Origin of the sequence: Citrobacter sp. Cpo069, from assembly GCF_030332785.1 — a bacterium.
GTDB classification, from domain to species: domain Bacteria; phylum Pseudomonadota; class Gammaproteobacteria; order Enterobacterales; family Enterobacteriaceae; genus Citrobacter; species Citrobacter portucalensis.
In genome coordinates this window covers 1-20,286 of the sequence record NZ_JAOWHD010000041.1, presented here as the reverse complement: position 1 = coordinate 20,286, position 20,286 = coordinate 1, and the positions used below count along the sequence as shown (strand labels likewise).

Genomic DNA, 20,286 nt, shown 5'->3' with positions numbered 1-20,286 from the left:
AATTGTATGAATAAATTACTGAGCCTTGTTGTTTCACTTGCCCTATTGCCTGGAGCCGTTTTTGCAGCGTCGACTCCAGACTGTGTGAAGGTGAATAAAGCGCAAATCGAAGCGCTATTTGATAAGTGGAACGAGTCATTGAAAACAGGTAACGCGCAGACGGTATCTGAAAATTATCTTAGCGATGCGGTATTGTTGCCTACTGTATCCAATAAAGCGCGTTTAACGGACGCTGAACGTGTTGATTATTTCGAGCATTTTCTTGCGAAAAAGCCGACCGGGAAAATTGACATGCGTACCATTCGCCTGGGGTGTAATAAGGCGATAGACACCGGTACCTACACATTTACCTTCGCGGACAAATCAACGGTTTCAGCCCGCTACACATTCACTTATGCATGGGACGGTAAAGAGTGGAAAATTTCCACACACCACTCTTCAGCGATGCCTGAAGGGTAAAAAGCTGTGCAGGGGGCGGAATATTCACCGCTCCCTGAAGACTAGCCAATAATCGCGATGCCAAGACGTTCCATGAGCAACGATGCCTGGTAGTTGTCCAACTTAACGCCTTGTAAATCAACGCGCCGAATATCTAAGTCACCCAACTCCGAATTGGTCAGATCGCAATGTGTGAAGTTTGCTGCTCGCCAGTCGAAAGTCGAAAACTCGCCGCCGGAGAGATCTGAACCACTGAACGTCGCGCCCAGTACCTGGGCCCCCATCCAACGGTTTTCCCACAGCTCACACTTTTCCAACACGACTTTCGAAAAATTGGCGTAGCTTAGATTTGTGTTAGTGATATATGCACTGCAAAACCAGGTGCGAGTAGTGATCATATTCATAAAACTTGCGCCGCGAAAATCTGCGCCTTGCGCACGACAGTGGCGAATTTCAATGCCAAGCGCACTGGCATTGCGAAAATCCGCCATGGATAAATCACAGCTTTTAAAAATGGCATCTTTCAGCATCGCACGACTAAAATTGCACCCTTTCTGGCTTTCACGATCATAGAACTGACAGCCGATAAATTCAGTGCCGCTCAGGTCGGCACCTGAAAAATCACAGTTAAAAAATGTACTATTTTCAATTTTCTCACCGGTGAAGCGGTTTCTGTCAATTTTTTCGCCAACGAGTGCCAGAGCCATATTTGTACCTGTTTTTATATACAGTAATGGCGTCATGGTAAACCCTGATGAGGTTATGCGTCAAATCCGCCAATATGACATCTGCAAATGTGCGTTAAATCTGGTGTTTTTTCAGCAAAGCGCGAAGCTGATGGTAAGTCAGACCCAGTAATTCAGCGGCTTTTTTCTGGTTAAATTTTGCCTGCTGTAAGCTGGTTTGTAGAAAGTCTTTCTCTTGCTGCTGCTGGAATTCACGCAGATCCAGCGGTAAACCTACAGACATCGGTTTAGTTTCCGGCGCCTGCGGCTGAGTAGTGTGGCGGCGGAAGGGGTCAATGATTATCTCATCCAGCGGGTAATCACTGGTTCCATGCCGGTAAACGGATCGCTCCACGACGTTTTTCAGTTCACGAATATTGCCCGGCCAACGGTAGTGGAGGAGAGTTTCTCTGGCCTCGGCACTAAAACCCGGAAACAGAGGTAATCCGATCTCGCGGCACATCTGAATGGCAAAATGCTCGGCCATTAACATAATGTCACTTTGACGCTCGCGTAACGGTGGGAGTTGCACCACGTCAAAGGCCAGGCGATCCAGCAGGTCAGCGCGGAAAGTGCCTTCGCTGACCATGCGAGGTAAGTCGGCATTGGTCGCACAAACAAGTCGTACGTTAACTTGCAACGGCTGGCTGCCACCAACGCGCTCCAGCTCGCCATATTCAATAACCCGCAGTAATTTTTCCTGTACCAACATCGGGGCGGTTGCCAGTTCATCGAGAAACAGCGTACCGCCGTCGGCGCGTTCGAAACGTCCTGGATGGCGTTTTTGCGCGCCGGTAAAGGCACCCGCTTCGTGACCAAACAGTTCGGAATCAAGCAAATTTTCGTTTAGAGCCGCGCAGTTAAGCGAAATAAACGGGCCTTGCCAGCGGGTGGAGAGGTAGTGCAGGCGGTTGGCAATAAGTTCTTTCCCGGTCCCGCGCTCACCTATAACCAGTACAGGTTTATCCAGCGGCGCGAGATGAGAAACCTGCTCCAGCACTTCAATAAAGCTGTTCGCTTCACCCAGAAGATTATCTTTGTATCCAGCCATGATGAAATTCACCATTTGTTAGTGTTATTCACCAATTTACGCTAATTAGCCTGGCAGGTAAAATTATATAATTACATTAAAATCAATTATATAAAAAGTTGGCACGCCAAGTGCATAACGAAAACAGCAGGGCATAGCCCGATATCAGAACAGTAAGTGAGGATTACATTATGGGTATTTTTTCTCGTTTTGCCGACATCGTGAACGCCAACATTAATGCGTTGCTGGAAAAGGCTGAAGATCCGCAGAAACTGGTGCGGTTGATGATCCAGGAAATGGAAGACACGCTGGTTGAGGTACGTTCTAACTCAGCGCGTGCGCTGGCAGAAAAGAAACAATTATCTCGCCGTATCGAACAGGCCAGTGCCCAACAGGCAGAGTGGCAAGAAAAAGCAGAACTTGCGCTGCGTAAAGAGAAAGAAGATTTGGCGCGTTCTGCGTTAATTGAAAAGCAGAAACTGACCGATTTAATTGCCTCTCTGGAGCATGAGGTGACGCTGGTTGACGATACGCTGGCGCGTATGAAAAAAGAGATCGGTGAGCTGGAAAATAAACTCAGTGAAACCCGTGCTCGTCAGCAGGCGTTGATGCTGCGTCATCAGGCAGCGAGTTCTTCGCGTGATGTTCGTCGTCAACTGGACAGCGGTAAACTCGATGAAGCGATGGCGCGCTTTGAATCTTTCGAGCGTCGTATCGATCAGATGGAAGCCGAGGCTGAAAGCCATAACTTCGGTAAACAGAAGTCTCTGGATCAGCAATTTGCTGACCTGAAAGCAGATGATGAAATCAGCGAGCAGCTGGCGCAACTTAAAGCCAAAATGCAGCAAGACAAGCAATAATAACATCTGGCGGCGCCCGAACGCGCCGCCGCTCATCACCTGTAAGGAGTACTCATGAGCGCGCTATTTCTGGCTATCCCGTTAACCATCTTTGTGTTGTTCGTTTTACCGATTTGGCTCTGGCTGCACTACAGCAACCGTTCCAGTCGTGGCGAACTGTCGCAAAGTGAACAGCAACGCCTGGTTGAACTCAACGATGACGCACAGCGGATGCGCGAGCGCATTCAGGCGCTGGAAGACATTCTTGATGCTGAACATCCAAACTGGAGGGACCGCTAATGGGAGGCGTTAATCTGAACAAAAAACTGTGGCGTATTCCGCAGCAGGGCATGGTGAAGGGGGTTTGCGCAGGTATTGCGCATTATCTCGATGTGCCTGTGAAGCTGGTACGGATCCTGGTGGTGTTGTCAGTCTTTTTTGGCCTGGCCTTTTTCACCTTCGTCGCCTACATCGTGCTGACCTTTGTGTTGGACCCGATGCCGGACAATGTGGTTTCTGGCGAGCAGCAGCCATCAAGCGGTGAGCTGTTGGATGCCGTCGATCGCGAGCTGGCTGCTAGTGAAAAGCGTTTACGTGAAATGGAACGTTATGTGACGTCCGATACTTTTTCCTTACGTAGTCGCTTCCGTCAATTGTGAGGACAGAAATGAACAATCGCTGGCAACGTGCCGGGCAAAGGGTTAAGCCGGGCTTTAAAATAGCAGGTAAGCTGGTGCTTCTGACCGCGCTGCGCTACGGCCCGGCGGGTGTAGCAGGGTGGGCGGTGAAGTCCGTCGCCCGACGCCCGCTAAAAATGCTGCTGGCGTTGGTTCTGGAACCGGTGTTGAGTCGGGCTGCGGCAAAATTGTCGAAACGCTATTCAGGTAATCAACCCTGATATTTGAATCAGCAAAAGCAAGCAACAATTAATCAACATTCCCTCAGTTAATTTGCGGCAGCTCACAAATATAATTTTGGGGCTGTCAGAATTCTTTTGGATCGTTACCACGGGTATTGAGGGTGAACTAAAAAATCTATTTCGCAGAGCATTAATACCCAGGTTTTATATCAGGAAGTCGGTCAGCAATATTTGTGTTCCTATCGTGATATTCTGTAATCCTTTCTCACCTGCAATCAGATTAAATAATAAATTACAGCTTTGCTCACCTAATTGTTGGGTAGGAACATCAAATGTGGGTAGAAAAATCAACAGGCTAACTGCAGCATGGGTAACCTGAGGAACAATCGTCCGCGCCTGCAGACGGTGATAATGCGGTCGCAATATTTTCTTAAGAACTGGCGTATAGTGTAGAGGTAAATCCAACTATCAGTCAGGAAGATATTATGTTGAAAAAAGGTGTATTAGCGTTGGCTCTGGTCATCGGCATGCCGGTTTACGCAGCCGAACACTGGATCGATGTTCGCGTTCCTGAACAGTACCAACAGCAGCATATTCAGGGAGCCGTCAATATTCCGTTAAAAGAAATGAAGGCACGTATTGCAGCTGAAGTTCCTGATAAGAACGACACTGTGAAGCTGTACTGCAACTCCGGGCGTCAATCGGGACAAGCGAAGGATATGTTGACTGAAATGGGCTATACGCAGGTGACGAATGAAGGTGGCATCAACCAGATCTCGCTTCCTAAAGTAGAGAATAAATAAGCCGTACACAGTTCTTCTGCTCCTGGCGGTAAGAATAATGCCGCCAGGTACCGCCCAGGTAGTTGATAAGTAAGAATTGACCCCTATCTTTACTTCCTGTTTGTTATAATTTCTTCGGTTCCTTCAGCAAAACGGGATGGCGATGAAGCGACTTAAAAATGAACTCAATTCGCTGGTTAATCGCGGCGTAGACCGGCATTTACGCCTGGCTGTCACCGGACTTAGCCGCAGCGGTAAGACGGCGTTTATCACTGCGATGGTAAACCAGTTACTCAATATTCATGCCGGTGCGCGTCTGCCGTTGCTCAGCTGCGTGCGCGAAGAGCGTTTGCTCGGCGTGAAACGGGTTCCTCAACGCGATTTTGGCATTCCGCGCTTTACCTATGATGAGGGACTGGCGCAACTGTACGGCTCTCCGCCGACCTGGCCGACGCCTACGCGCGGCGTGAGTGAAATACGTCTGGCGCTGCGCTATAAATCCAATGACTCTTTACTGCGCCACTTTAAAGACACCTCCACGCTGTACCTGGAGATCGTCGATTACCCGGGGGAGTGGCTGCTCGATTTACCGATGCTGGCCCAGGATTATCTGAGCTGGTCGCGGCAAATGACCGGATTATTGCAGGGGCAGCGGGGCGAATGGTCGGCAAAATGGCGGCAGTTATGCCAGGGGCTGGATCCGTTGGTGCCTGCTGATGAAAACCGTCTGGCGGAAATTGCCGCCGCCTGGACGGAGTATCTGCATCAGTGTAAACAGCAGGGCCTGCATTTTATTCAACCGGGCCGTTTTGTCCTGCCCGGGGATATGGCGGGCGCGCCTGCGCTGCAATTCTTCCCGTGGCCGGATGTCGATGCCTGGGGGGAATCAAAGCTGGCGCAGGCTGACAAACACACAAACGCGGGCATGTTGCGCGAAAGATTCAATTATTACTGCGAAAAGGTCGTCAAAGGGTTTTATAAGAATCACTTCCTGCGCTTTGACCGCCAGATTGTGCTGGTAGATTGCCTGCAGCCGCTCAACAGCGGGCCACAGGCGTTCAACGACATGCGCCTGGCGCTTACCCAGTTGATGCAAAGCTTCCATTACGGGCAGCGTACGCTGTTTCGTCGGCTATTTTCTCCAGTGATCGACAAGCTGCTGTTTGCCGCCACCAAAGCCGACCACGTCACAGTCGATCAGCACGCCAATATGGTGTCGTTATTGCAGCAGCTGATCCAGGACGCATGGCAAAACGCGGCGTTCGAAGGTATCAGCATGGATTGTCTGGGGCTGGCATCGGTGCAGGCAACCACCAGCGGCTTGATCGATGTGAAAGGTGAAAAGATCCCGGCGCTGCGAGGTAATCGTCTGAGCGATGGCGAACCGCTGACAGTTTATCCGGGCGAGGTTCCCGCGCGACTGCCCGGACAGGCATTTTGGGACCGCCAGGGCTTTCAGTTTGAGGCGTTTCGCCCGCAGGTTATGGATGTCGATAAACCCTTACCGCATATCCGCCTTGATGCCGCGCTGGAGTTTTTAATAGGAGATAAATTGCGATGAGCGAGCCGTTAAAACCGCGTATCGATTTCTCAGGTCCGCTGGACGTGGAACAAAACACGGCGTTTAAAGCGCAGCAAATGTTCAACGAAACGGAGGCGCAGACTTTTTCTCCGGCGAAAGTGGATGAACCCCTGGAAGACGAAGGTCAGGCGGAGGCCGTCATTGATGCGGCCTTACGCCCCAAACGCAGTCTGTGGCGCAAGATGGTGATGGGCGGGCTGGCGCTGTTTGGCGTAAGCGTTGTTGCTCAGGGTGTGCAGTGGACCATGAACGCCTGGCAGACTCAGGACTGGGTCGCGCTGGGAGGATGTGCCGCAGGCGCATTGATTATCGGCGCAGGTGTCGGATCGGCGGCGACCGAGTGGCGCAGATTGTGGCGATTGCGTCAGCGCGCGCACGAACGTGATGAAGCGCGAGACTTGCTCCACAGCCATGGAACCGGAAAAGGTCGTGCATTTTGTGAAAAACTGGCGCAGCAGGCGGGTATCGATCAGTCGCATCCGGCGCTACAGCGTTGGTATGCCTCAATTCATGAAACACAGAACGATCGCGAAGTGGTCAGCCTGTATGCCCATCTGGTGCAGCCGGTGCTGGATGCGCAAGCCCGGCGTGAGATCAGTCGTTCAGCAGCAGAGTCCACGCTGATGATTGCCGTCAGTCCGTTGGCGCTGGTGGATATGGCGTTTATTGCCTGGCGAAATCTGCGGCTGATTAATCGCATTGCATCGCTGTATGGCATTGAACTTGGTTATTACAGCCGTCTGCGCTTGTTCCGCCTGGTGTTGTTGAATATCGCTTTTGCCGGGGCCAGTGAGCTGGTGCGGGAAGTAGGGATGGACTGGATGTCGCAGGATTTAGCCGCCCGATTATCAACGCGTGCCGCACAGGGCATTGGCGCGGGGTTATTAACGGCGCGTCTGGGCATTAAAGCTATGGAGCTTTGCCGACCGCTGCCGTGGATCGATGATGATAAGCCACGACTGGGCGATTTTCGCCGTCAACTGATTGGTCAGGTGAAAGAGACCTTACAAAAGAACAAATCTCCGCGCGAAAGTTAGCTAAAAAACAGGCGCCGATCGTATAACTTTACGCCCCGGCGCCCAATTTTCCAGCGCGCTGTCAATATTTGTTGACAGAGTTCTTCCTGCGAACCAAATACTGTCTTATCATTTACTACATAATCCCTTGTCCTGATGAAGGTTCCTATGCGTTTGGAAGTCTTTTGTGAAGACCGTCTTGGTCTGACCCGCGAATTGCTCGATTTACTGGTGCTGAGAAGCATTGATTTACGCGGTATCGAGATTGACCCCATCGGGCGGATTTACCTTAATTTTGCGGAGCTGGAGTTCACCAACTTCAGCAGCCTGATGGCTGAAATTCGCCGTATTTCGGGTGTTACGGATGTGCGCACCGTGCCCTGGATGCCTTCTGAACGTGAACATCTGGCGCTAAGTGCGCTGCTTGAAGCGTTGCCAGAGCCGGTCCTTTCTCTTGATATGAAAAGCAAAGTTGAGATGGCGAACCCTGCGAGCTGTCAACTTTTTGCGCACACCCAGGAGCGGATGCGCAACCATACCGCAGCCCAGTTAATCAATGGGTTTAACTTCCAGCGCTGGCTGGAAAGCAATCCGCAGGATTCCCATAGCGAACATGTCGTGATTAACGGGCAGAATTTCCTGATGGAAATTACGCCTGTCCATTTGCAGGGCGAAAATCAGGAGCAGATGCTGACCGGCGCGGTGGTGATGTTGCGCTCCACCATTCGAATGGGACGTCAGTTGCAAAATATGACTACGCAGGATCTCAGCGCGTTTAGCCAGATTATTGCCGTCAGCGCCAAAATGAAACACGTGGTGGAACAGGCGCGCAAGCTGGCGACGCTGAGCGCGCCGCTGCTGATTACTGGTAATACCGGCACCGGCAAAGATCTCTTTGCTCACGCCTGCCATCTGGCAAGCCCACGTGCGTCGAAACCGTATCTGGCGCTGAACTGCGCGTCAATCCCTGAAGATGCGGTTGAAAGCGAGCTGTTTGGCCATGCGCCGGAAGGTAAAAAAGGGTTCTTTGAGCAGGCGAATGGCGGTTCGGTTCTGTTAGATGAAATTGGCGAAATGTCGCCGCGTATGCAGACCAAATTGCTGCGTTTTCTCAATGACGGTACGTTCCGTCGCGTGGGAGAAGATCACGAAGTTCATGTTGATGTCCGTGTGATTTGCGCGACGCAAAAGAACCTTGTGGAGCTGGTGCAGAAAGGACTTTTCCGTGAAGACCTCTATTATCGTCTGAATGTACTGACGTTAAACCTGCCGCCGCTGCGCGATTGCCCACAAGATATTATGCCGCTCACCGAACTGTTCGTAGCGCGTTTTGCCGATGAGCAGGGCGTGCCGCGTCCGAAGCTGTCCGCCGATCTCAGCACGGTGTTAACCCGTTACGGTTGGCCGGGCAACGTGCGTCAGCTTAAAAACGCTATCTACCGGGCGTTGACCCAGCTTGAAGGCTATGAGCTGCGGCCGCAGGATATTTTACTGCCGGATTATGATGCGGCAACGGTTGCGGTCGGAGAAGAGGTGATGGAAGGGTCGCTGGATGAAATTACCAGCCGCTTTGAACGCTCCGTGCTGACGCAGCTGTATATGAATTATCCCAGCACGCGCAAGCTGGCCAAGCGCCTCGGCGTTTCGCATACCGCGATTGCCAATAAATTGCGCGAGTACGGCCTGAGCCAACAGAAAAAAAGCGAAGAGTAATGCCGTAAATGAAAATGCCTCCATCCGGAGGCATTTTTGTATGCAAACGCAGCTTACGCTTTCAGTACGTCCAGCGCCGCTGTGTAGTCTGGTTCGTTGGTGATTTCATTGACCAGTTGGCTGAAGACGACGTTGTCATTTTCATCGATAACAACTACGGCACGTGCGGCCAGACCTTTCAACGGGCCTTCAGCGATTTCAACACCGTAGTTTTTCAGGAATTCTGCGTTGCGCAGGGTGGACAGCGTGATAACGTTGCTCAGACCTTCCGCGCCGCAAAAACGAGAGTGGGCGAATGGCAGGTCGGCCGAAATACACAGTACGACGGTATTGTCGATTTCTGTCGCCAGTTGGTTAAACTTACGTACCGATGCCGCGCAAACGCCAGTATCGATGCTAGGGAAAATATTCAGCACTTTGCGCTTGCCTGCAAACTGGCCCAGCGTAACGTCAGACAGGTCTTTAGCCACAAGGGTAAAAGCCTGAGCTTTGCTTCCAGCCTGAGGAATGGAGCCGGCAACTGCAACCGGGTTGCCCTGGAAATGAACGGTTTGTGACATGGTTATCTTCCTGTTTACATATAGTTAACGTCGAGGCTAGTTTATGCCATCAACAGTTAACACGGCAAACGCTATTTGCGGATATCCGCTTCAGGGACTGCATTAAGGAAAACAAATGAGAACAGTTAAGGTATATGAGGAAGCCTGGCCGCTGCACACTCCCTTTGTCATCGCCCGTGGGAGCAGGACCGAAGCGCATGTGGTTGTCGTTGAATTGACAGAAAATGGCGTCACAGGTATTGGCGAGTGCACACCGTACCCACGCTACGGTGAAAGCGATGCCTCTGTTCTGGCGCAAATTATGAGCATTGCGCCACAGCTGGAAAACGGACTTAGGCGTGATGAGCTGCAAAAGCTGCTGCCAGCAGGGGCTGCGCGAAATGCCGTAGACTGCGCGTTGTGGGATCTAAGTGCGCGTCAACAGCAGAAGTCGCTGGCGGAATTGGTGGGAAGTGAACTGGCGGAAGTGGTGACGACGGCGCAAACAGTGGTGATTGGCTCGCCGGAACAAATGGCTGCGAGCGCGGCTGCGCTGTGGGGAAATGGCGCAAAACTGCTGAAAGTTAAACTGGATGCTCGCTTGATTAGTGAGCGGATGGTTGCCATTCGTGCGGCTGTTCCTGACGCTACGATTATTGTCGACGCCAATGAATCCTGGCGGGCAGAAGGCCTTGCGGCACGCTGTCAGCTGTTGGCTGATTTAGGGGTGGCAATGCTGGAGCAGCCGCTGCCGGCTCAGGATGATGCCGCGCTGGAGAATTTTGTGCATCCGCTGCCCATCTGCGCAGATGAAAGTTGCCACACTCGCAGTAGCCTGAAAGCGCTGCACGGACGCTATGAAATGGTCAATATCAAACTGGACAAAACAGGCGGTCTGACGGAAGCACTGGCGCTGGCAACGGAAGCCCGCGAGCAGGGATTTGCGCTGATGCTGGGCTGCATGCTGTGTACCTCCCGGGCTATCGGTGCGGCGTTACCGCTTACGCCGCAGGTTAACTTTGCCGATCTTGATGGCCCTACCTGGCTTGCCAGCGATGCGGAGCCAGCCCTGCATTTTACGACCGGGCAGCTCCATCTCTAGGGTGCCAGCGCAACAGATTGGACATGGCCATCAGGTATTTTTCGCTCGCTTCATCCGATGAAATGGGCGGAAATTCGGCGGTTATGCAGTGTAAATTCAGGTCTGCGCACCAGCTCCCAAAAGAGCCGGGCGTTTCATAACCTACGCTGGTGACCAGAGGCAATTCAAACGACTGTGCCAGCCACGCACCCAGCTCGCTGCTTCTGGGATCTTCAATACAGGCCAGTGGATCGTGAAAAGAGACTACCCAGGCGGGATGAATTCGGTGAATAAGCTGACACAACGCCTGGGTTTCTGGTTCCGAACCCGGACTTTCTCCGGTCAACAACACCACATCACGCTCTTCTGCGCTACTGTTCCAGCGATACACCGTTTCGCCCGCTCTCCAGTTTGCGGCGGGAAAATTACGGTTCAGATCGACGCCGTTCGCATTTGCGCGCAGCCCAAGCTGGCAACCGTCAGGGTTTACGGCCAGCACCACATGGTGGCGACGCAGGGAAGGGTTAAGCGTACGCAATGCGCAAGAAAGGGTAACGATCGAGGAGTTTTCGTCGCCGTGCGTTCCCGCCAGTATCAGGCCGCTTTCACGATCGGCTGCCAGTGCAGGAAACCAGATTAGCGGTGCGCCTAACAATGAACGTCCGTAATGTTCGGTTCCAGGTGGGAATGCGCCGCGCTCGGCACGGGGACGGGTAACGGTCATAGTCATCTCTGAATGCTTGGATTGTTACTCGCAGTGTTGTGCAAAATGTATGGATAATCAAATCGTTTTCACACACTTATCTTTTCAGGTGTAATATCACTTTCTTGTCGGAAGTTAATTGCATTTCCTGCTGGCGATACAAATAATTACACATTCACTTAGTAGCCGGAATTGAGGGTATCTTATGCAGCATTCTGTTTCAGTAACCTGTTGTGCGTTGTTGGTTAGCAGCATTTCTTTATCCTGGGCTGCTGATGTTCCCAGCGGAACGGTACTGGCAGAGAAACAAGAACTGGTGCGTCATATAAAAGACGAACCGGCGTCGCTTGATCCGGCAAAAGCCGTAGGGTTGCCTGAAATACAGGTTATTCGTGATCTATTTGAAGGGCTGGTCAACCAGAATGAGAAGGGTGAGATCGTACCTGGCGTCGCTACCCAGTGGAAGAGTAACGATAACCGCATCTGGACGTTTACGCTGCGTGACAATGCGCAATGGGCGGATGGTACGCCGGTAACGGCGCAGGATTTTGTCTATAGCTGGCAGCGTCTGGTTGATCCAAAAACGCTGTCGCCGTTTGCCTGGTTTGCGGCGCTGGCGAGAATTAATAATGCTCAGGCTATTATCGATGGCAAAGCCACGCCTGATAAACTTGGCGTTAGTGCTGTCGATGCACGGACATTGAAAGTTCAACTGGATAAACCGCTGCCCTGGTTTGCCAATCTGACAGCGAGTTTTGCATTCTATCCGGTACAAAAAGCTAACGTTGAGAGCGGCAAAGAGTGGACCAAACCAGGCAATCTTATTGGTAACGGCGCCTATGTGCTCAAAGATCGCGTCGTGAACGAAAAACTGGAAGTGGTACCAAACACACATTATTGGGACAACGCCAAAACGGTGCTGCAAAAAGTCACCTTCCTGCCGATCAACCAGGAATCAGCTGCGACCAAGCGCTATCTTGCTGGTGATATTGATATCACGGAATCCTTCCCGAAAAATATGTATCAGAAACTGTTGAAGGATATCCCGGGTCAGGTTTACACCCCGCCGCAGCTTGGTACTTATTATTATGCTTTCAATACCCAGAAGGGACCGACCGCCGATTCACGCGTGCGGCTGGCACTCAGCATGACTATCGATCGTCGTCTGATGGCGGAGAAGGTATTGGGTACAGGTGAGAAACCGGCATGGCATTTTACACCGGATGTAACGGCAGGATTTGTGCCGGAACCTTCACCGTTTGAGCAAATGAGCCAGGAAGAGCTGAACGCGCAGGCAAAAACGCTGCTGCGTGCGGCGGGCTATGGCCCACAGAAACCGCTTAAACTGACGCTGCTGTACAACACCTCAGAAAATCATCAGAAGATTGCTATTGCAGTGGCTTCTATGTGGAAGAAGAACCTCGGTGTTGACGTAAAACTGCAGAATCAGGAATGGAAAACGTATATCGACAGCCGTAATACCGGTAATTTTGATGTGATCCGCGCCTCATGGGTGGGTGACTACAATGAGCCATCTACGTTCTTGTCGCTATTAACATCGACCCATACGGGCAATATCTCCCGCTTTAATGATCCGGCGTACGACAAAGTGTTGACCCAGGCAACTCTGGAGAATACAGAGAAAGCGCGCAATGCCGATTATAACGCCGCGGAGAAAATTCTGATGGAACAGGCACCTATTGCACCGATTTATCAGTATACCAACGGGCGTTTAATTAAACCGTGGCTGAAAGGGTATCCGATTACTAACCCTGAAGATGTGGCCTATAGCCGCACAATGTATATCGTTAAGCACTAGTTGAATACACCCTCCTGATAACCTTCGTTAACCTCATCTAAAACCAGAGCTGGCGCGGATTTCAGCGCCAGCACCTCTCGTATAATCGTAGTGGATGATGGCTTCTTTGAAACAGAGCGACGGGAAGAGGGTCATTGGATGCCACTACCAGCAGCACCGCAGCTGGACTGGGATAATCAGGTGAAGATTACTCTATGGGCGTATTCGCAAGGAAGATGAGAAAAATATTAATGATAATAAGGTTGCCAACAAAGATAGAGTTGATTTCATTCTGCTGTGCAGTCATTTGGGTTATTTGGTGTGCATGGGCAGACAAAATCACTCACGACACGTACCTTTTTGATGAGGGGCTTTATAAGTCAGTAATTGTTGGGACTTCCTTCCTAATAGGAATGTTCATTGCTTGGCGTGTGTACCTAAAGAATAAGTTCGCTGCAGGTATGGTTAAGAGGCTTTTTGGCGTTTGCCTCACCGTTATGATGTACCTGACTTTTATCTTTTGGAACGTTCCAGAGTTACTAATGATCTCATCAGCTAATAAGCATGTGAGTGACAATTACCGATTCAAGATGAGATACCCAACACAATCTGGAGGAAAAACCAGGTCATGTAAGGCTCATGTTATCTACTATGACACATATCTGAAGCGTGAAATCGCACTCTGTCACTGGGATGATGCTCCATCTTTTTTCTATACGGATTATATTCGCGTAGATAAGCTGATTTCAGGTATGGGCGCACAGATTATTTATCACGAAGCAGTTCATTGAGAAAATCCTATTCAAAGTTTAGCGGTCGCCATATGTCGGCCTTTTCTACTTCAGACTCACGGGAATCAACCACTACGTGCTTTGTTGATAAATCCAGCCGGTGAAGCCTGATCCTCTACACACAGAATAACTATGTCTGAGCCAATCATAATTGCCAGTGGGGTGACCTCCGCTACGGTAGGGATCACTTTCGCCACTATGTTCTTGGATTTAAGGGATTGATCCTTAATCTGATTGCAATGTAACTCAGACTCGAAGTCTGTATCTCGCAGGACCAGTATGTCGTAGCTATCAGCGTAAGCCCCCCATTTAAAACGGGCTAAATGTTTAGACTCACCATTAGGGTCGGTTAAATATAGGACACCATCCACCATTCCTGCGTCGTACTTGTATAGCGTTTTTAACGCCAGCACGGGTGATCATCAGAGGCATATCCTGACCACGTTCATCATACCTCGCACAGCCAGTATTGATTCACCACTCCCGTTGGCGTTAGTACAATTCCAGGCATTCAGTACAGAATTGAAGCCTTATGCGATGATGTTATGTTGTTCTTTAGCCGCTTGAGTTTGAGCACTGCGGGCCAGCGCTTTCTCTTCATCGTAGTGAGAGCCATAGCCAGCAAGGACAGTCGTCGCGGCAAACAACAACATTAATTGACGATATTGGTTGTCTGTATTCGTAATTTTATCCATTTAGAACAATGAAATACCATGTTCATTTATAATCAAACACTAACAGAGATAATGGCTGGTGTGATTTTGCACCAACCATTTTATGTTTCCGGCGGCTGATGCTCCCGGCAAATCAGCAATGAATCTTCTTCACTCAATCTCTCTTTCGTCAGATTACAAAATCCCTGACCATCAATTTTTTGGTGGAACCGACAGCTATGGCAAAGACCAAAGCCAGGCACATTGTTGGTCCTCTGGATCCCGCGTAACAGTTCTAACAGCAGCTCTCTGAGCACGATCGCCCGTTCACCCATTGCCGATTCACTCTCCACTAAAAACGTGGGGGGCAGCAGGGCTTCCAGTAAGTTATTGGCCGACTCACTTAAGTGTAGATGGACGCTACGTTTATCACGGTCATCCGGCTTGCGAACAATCAACCCTTTGTTTTCCAAAAGCTTCAGCGATTGTGACACGGTACCTTTGGTGAGCCCAAGGTAGTCTGTCACGCCAAGCGGCGTATTGGAATAACGGTTGCAACGGGCCAGATACATTAACGCGCTAAGTTGTACTGGCTGGAGATCCGCCAGTAAAGGATGCTGGCGAAACCACATCCTTGTCAGGCTGGAAAGCCGGTCAAGTACGTCGAAAAGTGACATGTCGGGCATAACAAATCCTCCTCGGCATATAGTATCGATTAAAAACTATATTGACAAAGAATAAAAGCAGCGTAGCATAAATTATAGTATCGATTCGATACTATAATTTAAAGGAGATGTATCATGACTAAAGCTCGTTTCTATCATGCAGGTTGCCCGGTTTGTGTTTCCGCAGAACAGACACTTTTGCAGCATTTGTCTGCGGATGTTGAAATCGATGTGGTTCATCTGGGAGAGCAACCTGATCGGGTTGCTGAGGCTGAAGTGGCTGGCGTGAAATCTGTTCCGGCGCTGGTGATTGACGGCAATGTGCTGCATATTAATTTTGGCGCTCCCATTGAAGCGTTGAAATAGCTGGAAAGTTCGGGAAGTTGCGTTGGCGATTTCCCGAATATACAAGACGTTGGGGAAGGTAGCATGATGAAAACGACCGAAGAGTATCACCCGATAGATTGCGATCTTCATGATTATCTGGAAATCGCCTGCATGTACCACTATTGGTTGCGCATTGAACTAACGGATGGCACATGTTTTGATGCTAAAGCGCTGACGACGTGTACCACCGTGGAAAAAGAAGAATTTCTGGTAGTGGATCAATCTGAAAACCAGCAAGAAATCCGTCTGGATTTTCTGTCAGCGATCACCGCGCTGACGCCAGGAGCAACGTTTAGCACAGTAAATTTTCAGCGAGCCTACCGCGGTTAGACGGTATAAATTCGAATGTCGTGCGCCTGGAACGCTGTGGCGTACTCTTTGCTGATGTTGTCCTCTACAACAATCACATCGATATTGCTGCTTTCGGTAACGACATATCGGGCGACGGCTGGGATTTTTTCAGCCGTTAGCGCGACGATAGTTTCATTACATTGTTTAATCACCGCTTTTTTGAATTCACAATCCGCATAATCAAATCCCGTTAAGCCGGATTCAGGCGACATCGCGCAGCCGCCAATAAACCCCTGATCGAATAAAATGTCCTGCACTTGTGCGATGGCGGAAGCTCCCACGCACCCACCTGAAGATCTCTGCACCACGCCACCCAGCATAATGACTTCAAACAGTGGTTTTTTTAGCAAAACGGCGGCAATCTCCGGTGAATTTGTCACCACGGTTAACGCCAGTTCGGCGGGCAGAGCTTCTGCCATTGCCAGATTGGTGCTACCCGTGTCGATAAAAATACAGCTTCCAGATTTGACCAGTCGGGCACATCTCTGCGCGATGTTGCTCTTTTTGGCTACATTAATACTCTTGCGTACGTCGATGTCTTCGGATTCAGGGAGTGTAATGACCGCGCCACCATAAACTTTTTTACACACGCCATCTTTGCTCAATTCATGCAAATCACGACGAATTGTATGTTCAGAAACGCCTAATCGGTTAGCGAGTTCAGAACAAATGACCCTGCCGTTTTCTTGCAGGATCTGAAAGATAAGCGCCTGGCGCTGTTCCGGGAATGCGGCGTAATCGAGCATGGATACTCCAGGTGAAATAAAAATCGAGCAATGAAGTGCATGATCGTGCATTATGATTAACGATGTCAACATCCCATACAGGGGCCGTACTATTCTGGATACAACGGGAAGAGGTTCGCTATGAAGATTGCGCATATGGCGTTATGGACACAGGATCTCGAGCAGCAAGCTCGCTTCTGGGTCTCGTTTTTTGACGGCAAGATCAACGAGAAATACCGCAGTAAAACCAATCCTGGTTTTGAATCTTATTTTGTCAAAATTGGCGAGGAAATTGCGATTGAGTTAATGACCAAACCGGGTCTTATCGGGCAGCAACCTGACAATAATCGTTGCGGATGGGTACACCTCGCCATTTCTGTTGGCGGCAATGAAAATGTTGATGCCATTGCAATGCAAGCACAGGAACAGGGGATATTAGTCTCAGGTCCGCGCACTACTGGCGATGGTTATTACGAAGCGGTGATAAAAGATCCTGACGGCAATTTAATCGAGATTGTGGCGTAAGTCTTCAATCAATTACCTGCAAATAAAGAGTACCTGCTGCTCATTATTGATGAGCACAGCTCATAAGTTTGTCCTTCTTTTCCTCTCTAATCACCGACACATCGAGTCTCTATAATTTTACTGTTTTCAGCCCCCGGTGGTGCAATGTTGCCACCGTTTTGGAGAGTCGAATATGCAATACCAACTGGATGCCAGACAACAGGCAATCATCCCCATTGCGGCATTCACTGCCACAGGACAGATGGAAAAGCTGGACGTCGCGCTCAACACCGGACTGGATGCGGGACTCACGCTCAATGAAGTAAAAGAGATCCTGCTACAGCTCTACGCATACTGCGGTTTCCCTCGCAGCCTGAACGGTCTGTCCTGCTTTATGTCGGTGGTGAAAAGTCGAAGCGAGAAAGGGCTTTCAGACGACGAAGGTAGAACGGCCACGCCGCCACCTGCAGACTGGAACAGTGTTCAGGCTGGGAGCCTAACTCAGACGCAACTGGTTGGACAGCCTGTAAGCGGTCCGCTGTTTGACTTTGCACCCGCTATTGATGTCTGGCTTAAAGCACATCTGTTTGGCGATATTTTTCAGCGAGATGTACTTGACTGGCAGGACCGTGAATGGGCGACCGTTTCGGCGTTGGCCGTTCTGGGCGGCGTTAACAGCCAACTGAAAAGCCATTTTGCGATATGCCTTAACATCGGGATCCTCCCTGAGCAACTCAGTGAGTTTATTACGATACTCGAACAGCACTGTGGAGCCGGGATTGGGGAAAATGCCCGTACGGTTCTTGATGAATGTCTGGTATGAACACCGCGGACATTATCCATACTGGAGTCACTATGAACGAACAATTTGATGGTAACAGCGTCTTTCCACGTGGAGAGAAAAATGAAGCGTATGCGAAGTATTTCACTGGCGACAGCTATCTGACCATGCTCTCCATGGAAGGCGTGGTAATTGGCAATGTCGCATTTGAACCGGGTTGTCGTAACTTCTGGCATGTTCATCATGAGGGTGGACAAATATTGCTGGTGACCGGTGGCAGAGGCTGGTATCAGGAGTGGAATAAACCGGCACGTGAGCTGAAAACCGGCGATGTCGTGCACATTCCGGCGGGAATGAAACACTGGCACGGCGCCGCGCGTGATAGTTGGTTTGCCCATATCGCCGTGGAAATCCCGGCCCCTGGCGCGTCGAACGAATGGCTGGAACCGGTTAGCGACGCTGAGTACAACATGCTGCCCTGAACTATGCTGGTTCTGGTAACACCTAATCCCTGAGGAGATCTCAATGGTCATGAATGTGAAGGGTTATGCTGCTCTGGCGGTGAAAGAAGATTTAGTCCCCCATAATTTTGTTCGTCGCGATCCGCGTGAAGATGATGTGGTTATCGATATTTTATACAGCGGTGTATGCCACTCGGATATTCACAACGCCTACAACGATTGGGGCGGTGCTAAATATCCGATGGTACCAGGGCATGAGATCATTGGCCGCGTGGTGCATGTTGGTAAGTCGGTAACAAAATTCAAAGTGGGCGATCTCGCAGGGGTCGGCTGCATGGTTGATTCGTGTCAACACTGTAGCGCCTGCGAGCAGGGGCTAGAGCAGTATTGCGAAGAAGGTAACACGCTAACGTATAACGATATCGACCGTCATGACGGCCTGCCTACTTTCGGCGGCTATTCTGACAAAATTGTCGTTACCGAAAAGTTTGTGGTGAAGGTCCCTGAAGGGATCGATTTACGCGGTGCGGCGCCGCTGCTTTGCGCCGGGATCACAACATGGTCGCCTCTGCGCCACTGGCAGGTAGGCGAGGGCAGTAAAGTCGCGGTTGTCGGTCTGGGTGGACTCGGGCATATGGCAATCAAACTTGCAAATGCGCTGGGCGCGGAAGTTACGCTGTTTACGCGTTCACCGGGCAAAGAAGCTGATGCCAGACGTTTGGGTGCCAGTCACGTTGTGCTTTCCACTGACAGTGAACAGATGAAAGCGACAGCGAATCAGTTTGATCTGATTATCGATACTGTGCCCTACGTTCATGACCTGAACCCTTATATCCCAACCCTGGCGCTAAGCGGTACGCTGGTGCTGGTTGGTTATCTTGGTGCGTTGGATCCGTTTCTGAATACGGTTCCCCTGATCCTTGGGCGTAGGTCTGTGGCGGGTTCAGTTATCGGCGGCATTGCCGAAACGCAGGAGATGATGGATTTTTGCGGTCAGCATGGTATTACCGCCGATGTCGAAGTGATCGATATTCAGGATATTAATCGTGCCTGGCAGCGGATGTTGAAAAGCGATGTGAAATACCGCTTTGTAATTGATATTGCCTCATTGAAATAAGTACAAAAAAGACGCGGATTTCCGCGCCTTTTCTTGTGCACAGAAAACCCCCAGCTAGGCTGGGGGTTCCGGAAAGCTTTCAGCTTTGGGCCAGTTATTAAAACCCCTTTTGATTTGTTAAAACACCTTGCGGTCTGGCAACTGCAAGGGTTAAACAAGAAATCAAAAGGGGGTCCCAATGGGGGACGAAAAGAGCTTAGCGCACACCCGATGGAACTGTAAATATCACATAGTTTTTGCGCCCAAATACCGAAGACAAGCATTCTACGGGGAGAAACGTAGGGCGATAGGCAGCATCTTAAGAAAGCTGTGTGAGTGGAAAAACGTGCGGATCCTGGAAGCGGAATGCTGTGCAGATCATATCCATATGCTTGTGGAAATCCCGCCCAAAATGAGCGTATCCGGTTTTATGGGTTATCTGAAAGGTAAAAGCAGTCTGATGTTGTATGAGCAGTTTGGTGATATGAAGTTTAAATACAGGAACAGGGAGTTCTGGTGTCGTGGGTATTACGTAGATACGGTGGGTAAGAACACAGCAAGGATACAGGAATACATAAAGCACCAGCTTGCAGAGGATAAAATGGGCGAGCAGTTATCGATCCCTTATCCGGGTAGCCCGTTTACGGGCCGTAAGTAACGAAGTCTGATGCAAATGTCAGATCGTATGCGCCTGTTAGGGCGCGGCTGGTAACAGAGCCTTATAGGCGCATCAGAAAAACCTCCGGCTATGCCGGAGGATATTTATT

Annotated in this window: 26 protein-coding genes and 1 pseudogene; 19 read left to right on the top strand and 8 right to left on the bottom strand. The window is 50.3% G+C overall.

Annotated features, from left to right (window positions below; genetic code table 11):
• Positions 1-6: 6 nt before the first annotated feature.
• Positions 7-459 carry an SgcJ/EcaC family oxidoreductase gene (locus OGY08_RS04390; protein WP_003833285.1) on the top strand — a complete coding sequence of 151 codons (453 nt, stop codon included), beginning with the start codon at positions 7-9 and terminating at the stop codon, positions 457-459.
• 41 nt (positions 460-500) lie between these two features.
• Here the strand turns inward: OGY08_RS04390 and OGY08_RS04385 are convergent, their stop codons facing one another.
• The gene (locus tag OGY08_RS04385; RefSeq protein ID WP_063865782.1) at positions 501-1,145 is read right to left on the bottom strand and encodes a quinolone resistance pentapeptide repeat protein QnrB13; all 645 of its coding nucleotides are present in this window, start codon (positions 1,143-1,145) and stop codon (positions 501-503) included.
• 94 nt (positions 1,146-1,239) lie between these two features.
• Positions 1,240-2,229 carry a phage shock protein operon transcriptional activator gene (gene pspF, locus OGY08_RS04380; RefSeq protein WP_161495982.1) on the bottom strand — a complete coding sequence of 330 codons (990 nt, stop codon included), beginning with the start codon at positions 2,227-2,229 and terminating at the stop codon, positions 1,240-1,242.
• 155 nt (positions 2,230-2,384) lie between these two features.
• On the opposite strand from pspF, the gene pspA reads away from it, so the two are divergent.
• From pspA to pspD, 4 genes are read left to right on the top strand one after another with little or no spacing between them, the layout of a single operon-like run.
• Entirely contained in the window at positions 2,385-3,053 is a 669-nt protein-coding gene (gene pspA / locus OGY08_RS04375; RefSeq protein ID WP_003020532.1) for a phage shock protein PspA, read from the top strand.
• 54 nt (positions 3,054-3,107) lie between these two features.
• Positions 3,108-3,332 carry an envelope stress response membrane protein PspB gene (gene pspB, locus OGY08_RS04370; RefSeq protein WP_003020509.1) on the top strand — a complete coding sequence of 75 codons (225 nt, stop codon included), beginning with the start codon at positions 3,108-3,110 and terminating at the stop codon, positions 3,330-3,332.
• Positions 3,332-3,691, top strand: a complete 360-nt coding sequence (gene pspC, locus OGY08_RS04365) for an envelope stress response membrane protein PspC (RefSeq protein ID WP_003020497.1) — start codon at positions 3,332-3,334, stop codon at positions 3,689-3,691. The genes pspB and pspC overlap by 1 nt, the downstream gene beginning before the upstream one ends.
• Before the next feature lie 8 nt (positions 3,692-3,699).
• Positions 3,700-3,930, top strand: coding sequence for a phage shock protein PspD (gene pspD / locus OGY08_RS04360; RefSeq protein ID WP_003833267.1), 231 nt, complete (start codon positions 3,700-3,702; stop codon positions 3,928-3,930).
• A 165-nt stretch (positions 3,931-4,095) separates the two neighbouring features.
• On the opposite strand, the pseudogene OGY08_RS04355 reads toward pspD, so the two are convergent.
• Positions 4,096-4,221, bottom strand: a pseudogene (locus OGY08_RS04355) (LacI family DNA-binding transcriptional regulator); the annotation flags it as partial.
• A gap of 155 nt (positions 4,222-4,376) precedes the next feature.
• Between OGY08_RS04355 and pspE the strand changes: the two are divergent.
• From pspE to tyrR, 4 genes are all read left to right on the top strand, one after another.
• Entirely contained in the window at positions 4,377-4,694 is a 318-nt protein-coding gene (gene pspE / locus OGY08_RS04350; RefSeq protein WP_008784913.1) for a thiosulfate sulfurtransferase PspE, read from the top strand.
• Between the two features lie 142 nt (positions 4,695-4,836).
• Positions 4,837-6,234, top strand: a complete 1,398-nt coding sequence (locus tag OGY08_RS04345; RefSeq protein ID WP_125363826.1) for a YcjX family GTP-binding protein — start codon at positions 4,837-4,839, stop codon at positions 6,232-6,234.
• Complete coding sequence (locus OGY08_RS04340; protein ID WP_125363827.1) at positions 6,231-7,292, top strand: YcjF family protein; 1,062 nt, start codon at positions 6,231-6,233, stop codon at positions 7,290-7,292. Before OGY08_RS04345 ends, OGY08_RS04340 begins: the two co-directional genes overlap by 4 nt.
• 147 nt (positions 7,293-7,439) lie before the next feature.
• Positions 7,440-8,984 (top strand): transcriptional regulator TyrR, encoded by a 1,545-nt coding sequence (gene tyrR, locus OGY08_RS04335; protein ID WP_008784910.1) that lies wholly within the window; start codon positions 7,440-7,442, stop codon positions 8,982-8,984.
• A 53-nt stretch (positions 8,985-9,037) separates the two neighbouring features.
• Here the strand turns inward: tyrR and tpx are convergent, their stop codons facing one another.
• Positions 9,038-9,544: a thiol peroxidase gene (gene tpx, locus OGY08_RS04330; RefSeq protein WP_003020437.1), complete on the bottom strand. Its 507-nt coding sequence runs from the start codon at positions 9,542-9,544 to the stop codon at positions 9,038-9,040.
• Between the two features lie 115 nt (positions 9,545-9,659).
• Between tpx and ycjG the strand changes: the two genes are divergently transcribed.
• Complete coding sequence (gene ycjG, locus OGY08_RS04325) at positions 9,660-10,625, top strand: L-Ala-D/L-Glu epimerase (protein WP_103285288.1); 966 nt, start codon at positions 9,660-9,662, stop codon at positions 10,623-10,625.
• Here the strand turns inward: ycjG and mpaA are convergent.
• Positions 10,600-11,328 carry a murein tripeptide amidase MpaA gene (gene mpaA / locus OGY08_RS04320; RefSeq protein ID WP_125363832.1) on the bottom strand — a complete coding sequence of 243 codons (729 nt, stop codon included), beginning with the start codon at positions 11,326-11,328 and terminating at the stop codon, positions 10,600-10,602. The genes ycjG and mpaA overlap by 26 nt on opposite strands.
• Positions 11,329-11,512: 184 nt before the next feature.
• On the opposite strand from mpaA, the gene mppA reads away from it, so the two are divergent.
• Together mppA and OGY08_RS04310 are read left to right on the top strand one after the other, a co-directional pair.
• Positions 11,513-13,126 carry a murein tripeptide ABC transporter substrate-binding protein MppA gene (gene mppA / locus OGY08_RS04315; protein ID WP_212025626.1) on the top strand — a complete coding sequence of 538 codons (1,614 nt, stop codon included), beginning with the start codon at positions 11,513-11,515 and terminating at the stop codon, positions 13,124-13,126.
• Positions 13,127-13,320: 194 nt separating this feature from the next.
• The gene (locus OGY08_RS04310; protein ID WP_048235285.1) at positions 13,321-13,896 is read left to right on the top strand and encodes a hypothetical protein; all 576 of its coding nucleotides are present in this window, start codon (positions 13,321-13,323) and stop codon (positions 13,894-13,896) included.
• 530 nt (positions 13,897-14,426) lie between these two features.
• Here OGY08_RS04310 and OGY08_RS04305 read toward each other — a convergent pair.
• A complete protein-coding gene (locus OGY08_RS04305; RefSeq protein ID WP_158654536.1) occupies positions 14,427-14,591 on the bottom strand; it encodes a hypothetical protein in 165 nt (54 codons plus the stop codon).
• An 80-nt stretch (positions 14,592-14,671) separates the two neighbouring features.
• The gene (locus OGY08_RS04300; protein WP_125363828.1) at positions 14,672-15,235 is read right to left on the bottom strand and encodes a MarR family winged helix-turn-helix transcriptional regulator; all 564 of its coding nucleotides are present in this window, start codon (positions 15,233-15,235) and stop codon (positions 14,672-14,674) included.
• Between the two features lie 114 nt (positions 15,236-15,349).
• Here OGY08_RS04300 and OGY08_RS04295 point away from each other — a divergent pair, with 114 nt between their 5' ends.
• Both OGY08_RS04295 and OGY08_RS04290 read left to right on the top strand, forming a co-directional pair.
• Complete coding sequence (locus tag OGY08_RS04295) at positions 15,350-15,580, top strand: glutaredoxin family protein (RefSeq protein WP_008784905.1); 231 nt, start codon at positions 15,350-15,352, stop codon at positions 15,578-15,580.
• 66 nt (positions 15,581-15,646) lie between these two features.
• Positions 15,647-15,931 (top strand): Rho-binding antiterminator, encoded by a 285-nt coding sequence (locus OGY08_RS04290; RefSeq protein ID WP_125363833.1) that lies wholly within the window; start codon positions 15,647-15,649, stop codon positions 15,929-15,931.
• On the opposite strand, the gene OGY08_RS04285 is transcribed toward OGY08_RS04290, so the two are convergent.
• Complete coding sequence (locus OGY08_RS04285; RefSeq protein ID WP_008784903.1) at positions 15,928-16,698, bottom strand: DeoR/GlpR family DNA-binding transcription regulator; 771 nt, start codon at positions 16,696-16,698, stop codon at positions 15,928-15,930. The two genes, OGY08_RS04290 and OGY08_RS04285, sit on opposite strands and share 4 nt — an antisense overlap.
• Before the next feature lie 120 nt (positions 16,699-16,818).
• On the opposite strand from OGY08_RS04285, the gene OGY08_RS04280 reads away from it, so the two are divergent.
• The 5 genes from OGY08_RS04280 (at position 16,819) to tnpA (ending at position 20,177) form a co-directional block, all read left to right on the top strand.
• Complete coding sequence (locus OGY08_RS04280) at positions 16,819-17,202, top strand: VOC family protein (protein WP_008784902.1); 384 nt, start codon at positions 16,819-16,821, stop codon at positions 17,200-17,202.
• Between the two features lie 172 nt (positions 17,203-17,374).
• Positions 17,375-18,004 (top strand): carboxymuconolactone decarboxylase family protein, encoded by a 630-nt coding sequence (locus OGY08_RS04275; RefSeq protein ID WP_125363829.1) that lies wholly within the window; start codon positions 17,375-17,377, stop codon positions 18,002-18,004.
• Positions 18,005-18,036: 32 nt separating this feature from the next.
• Positions 18,037-18,444, top strand: coding sequence for a cupin domain-containing protein (locus tag OGY08_RS04270; RefSeq protein WP_125363830.1), 408 nt, complete (start codon positions 18,037-18,039; stop codon positions 18,442-18,444).
• Positions 18,445-18,487: 43 nt separating this feature from the next.
• Positions 18,488-19,540, top strand: a complete 1,053-nt coding sequence (locus tag OGY08_RS04265; RefSeq protein ID WP_125363831.1) for an NAD(P)-dependent alcohol dehydrogenase — start codon at positions 18,488-18,490, stop codon at positions 19,538-19,540.
• A gap of 178 nt (positions 19,541-19,718) precedes the next feature.
• A complete protein-coding gene (gene tnpA / locus OGY08_RS04260) occupies positions 19,719-20,177 on the top strand; it encodes an IS200/IS605 family transposase (RefSeq protein WP_057069660.1) in 459 nt (152 codons plus the stop codon).
• Positions 20,178-20,286: the final 109 nt, after the last annotated feature.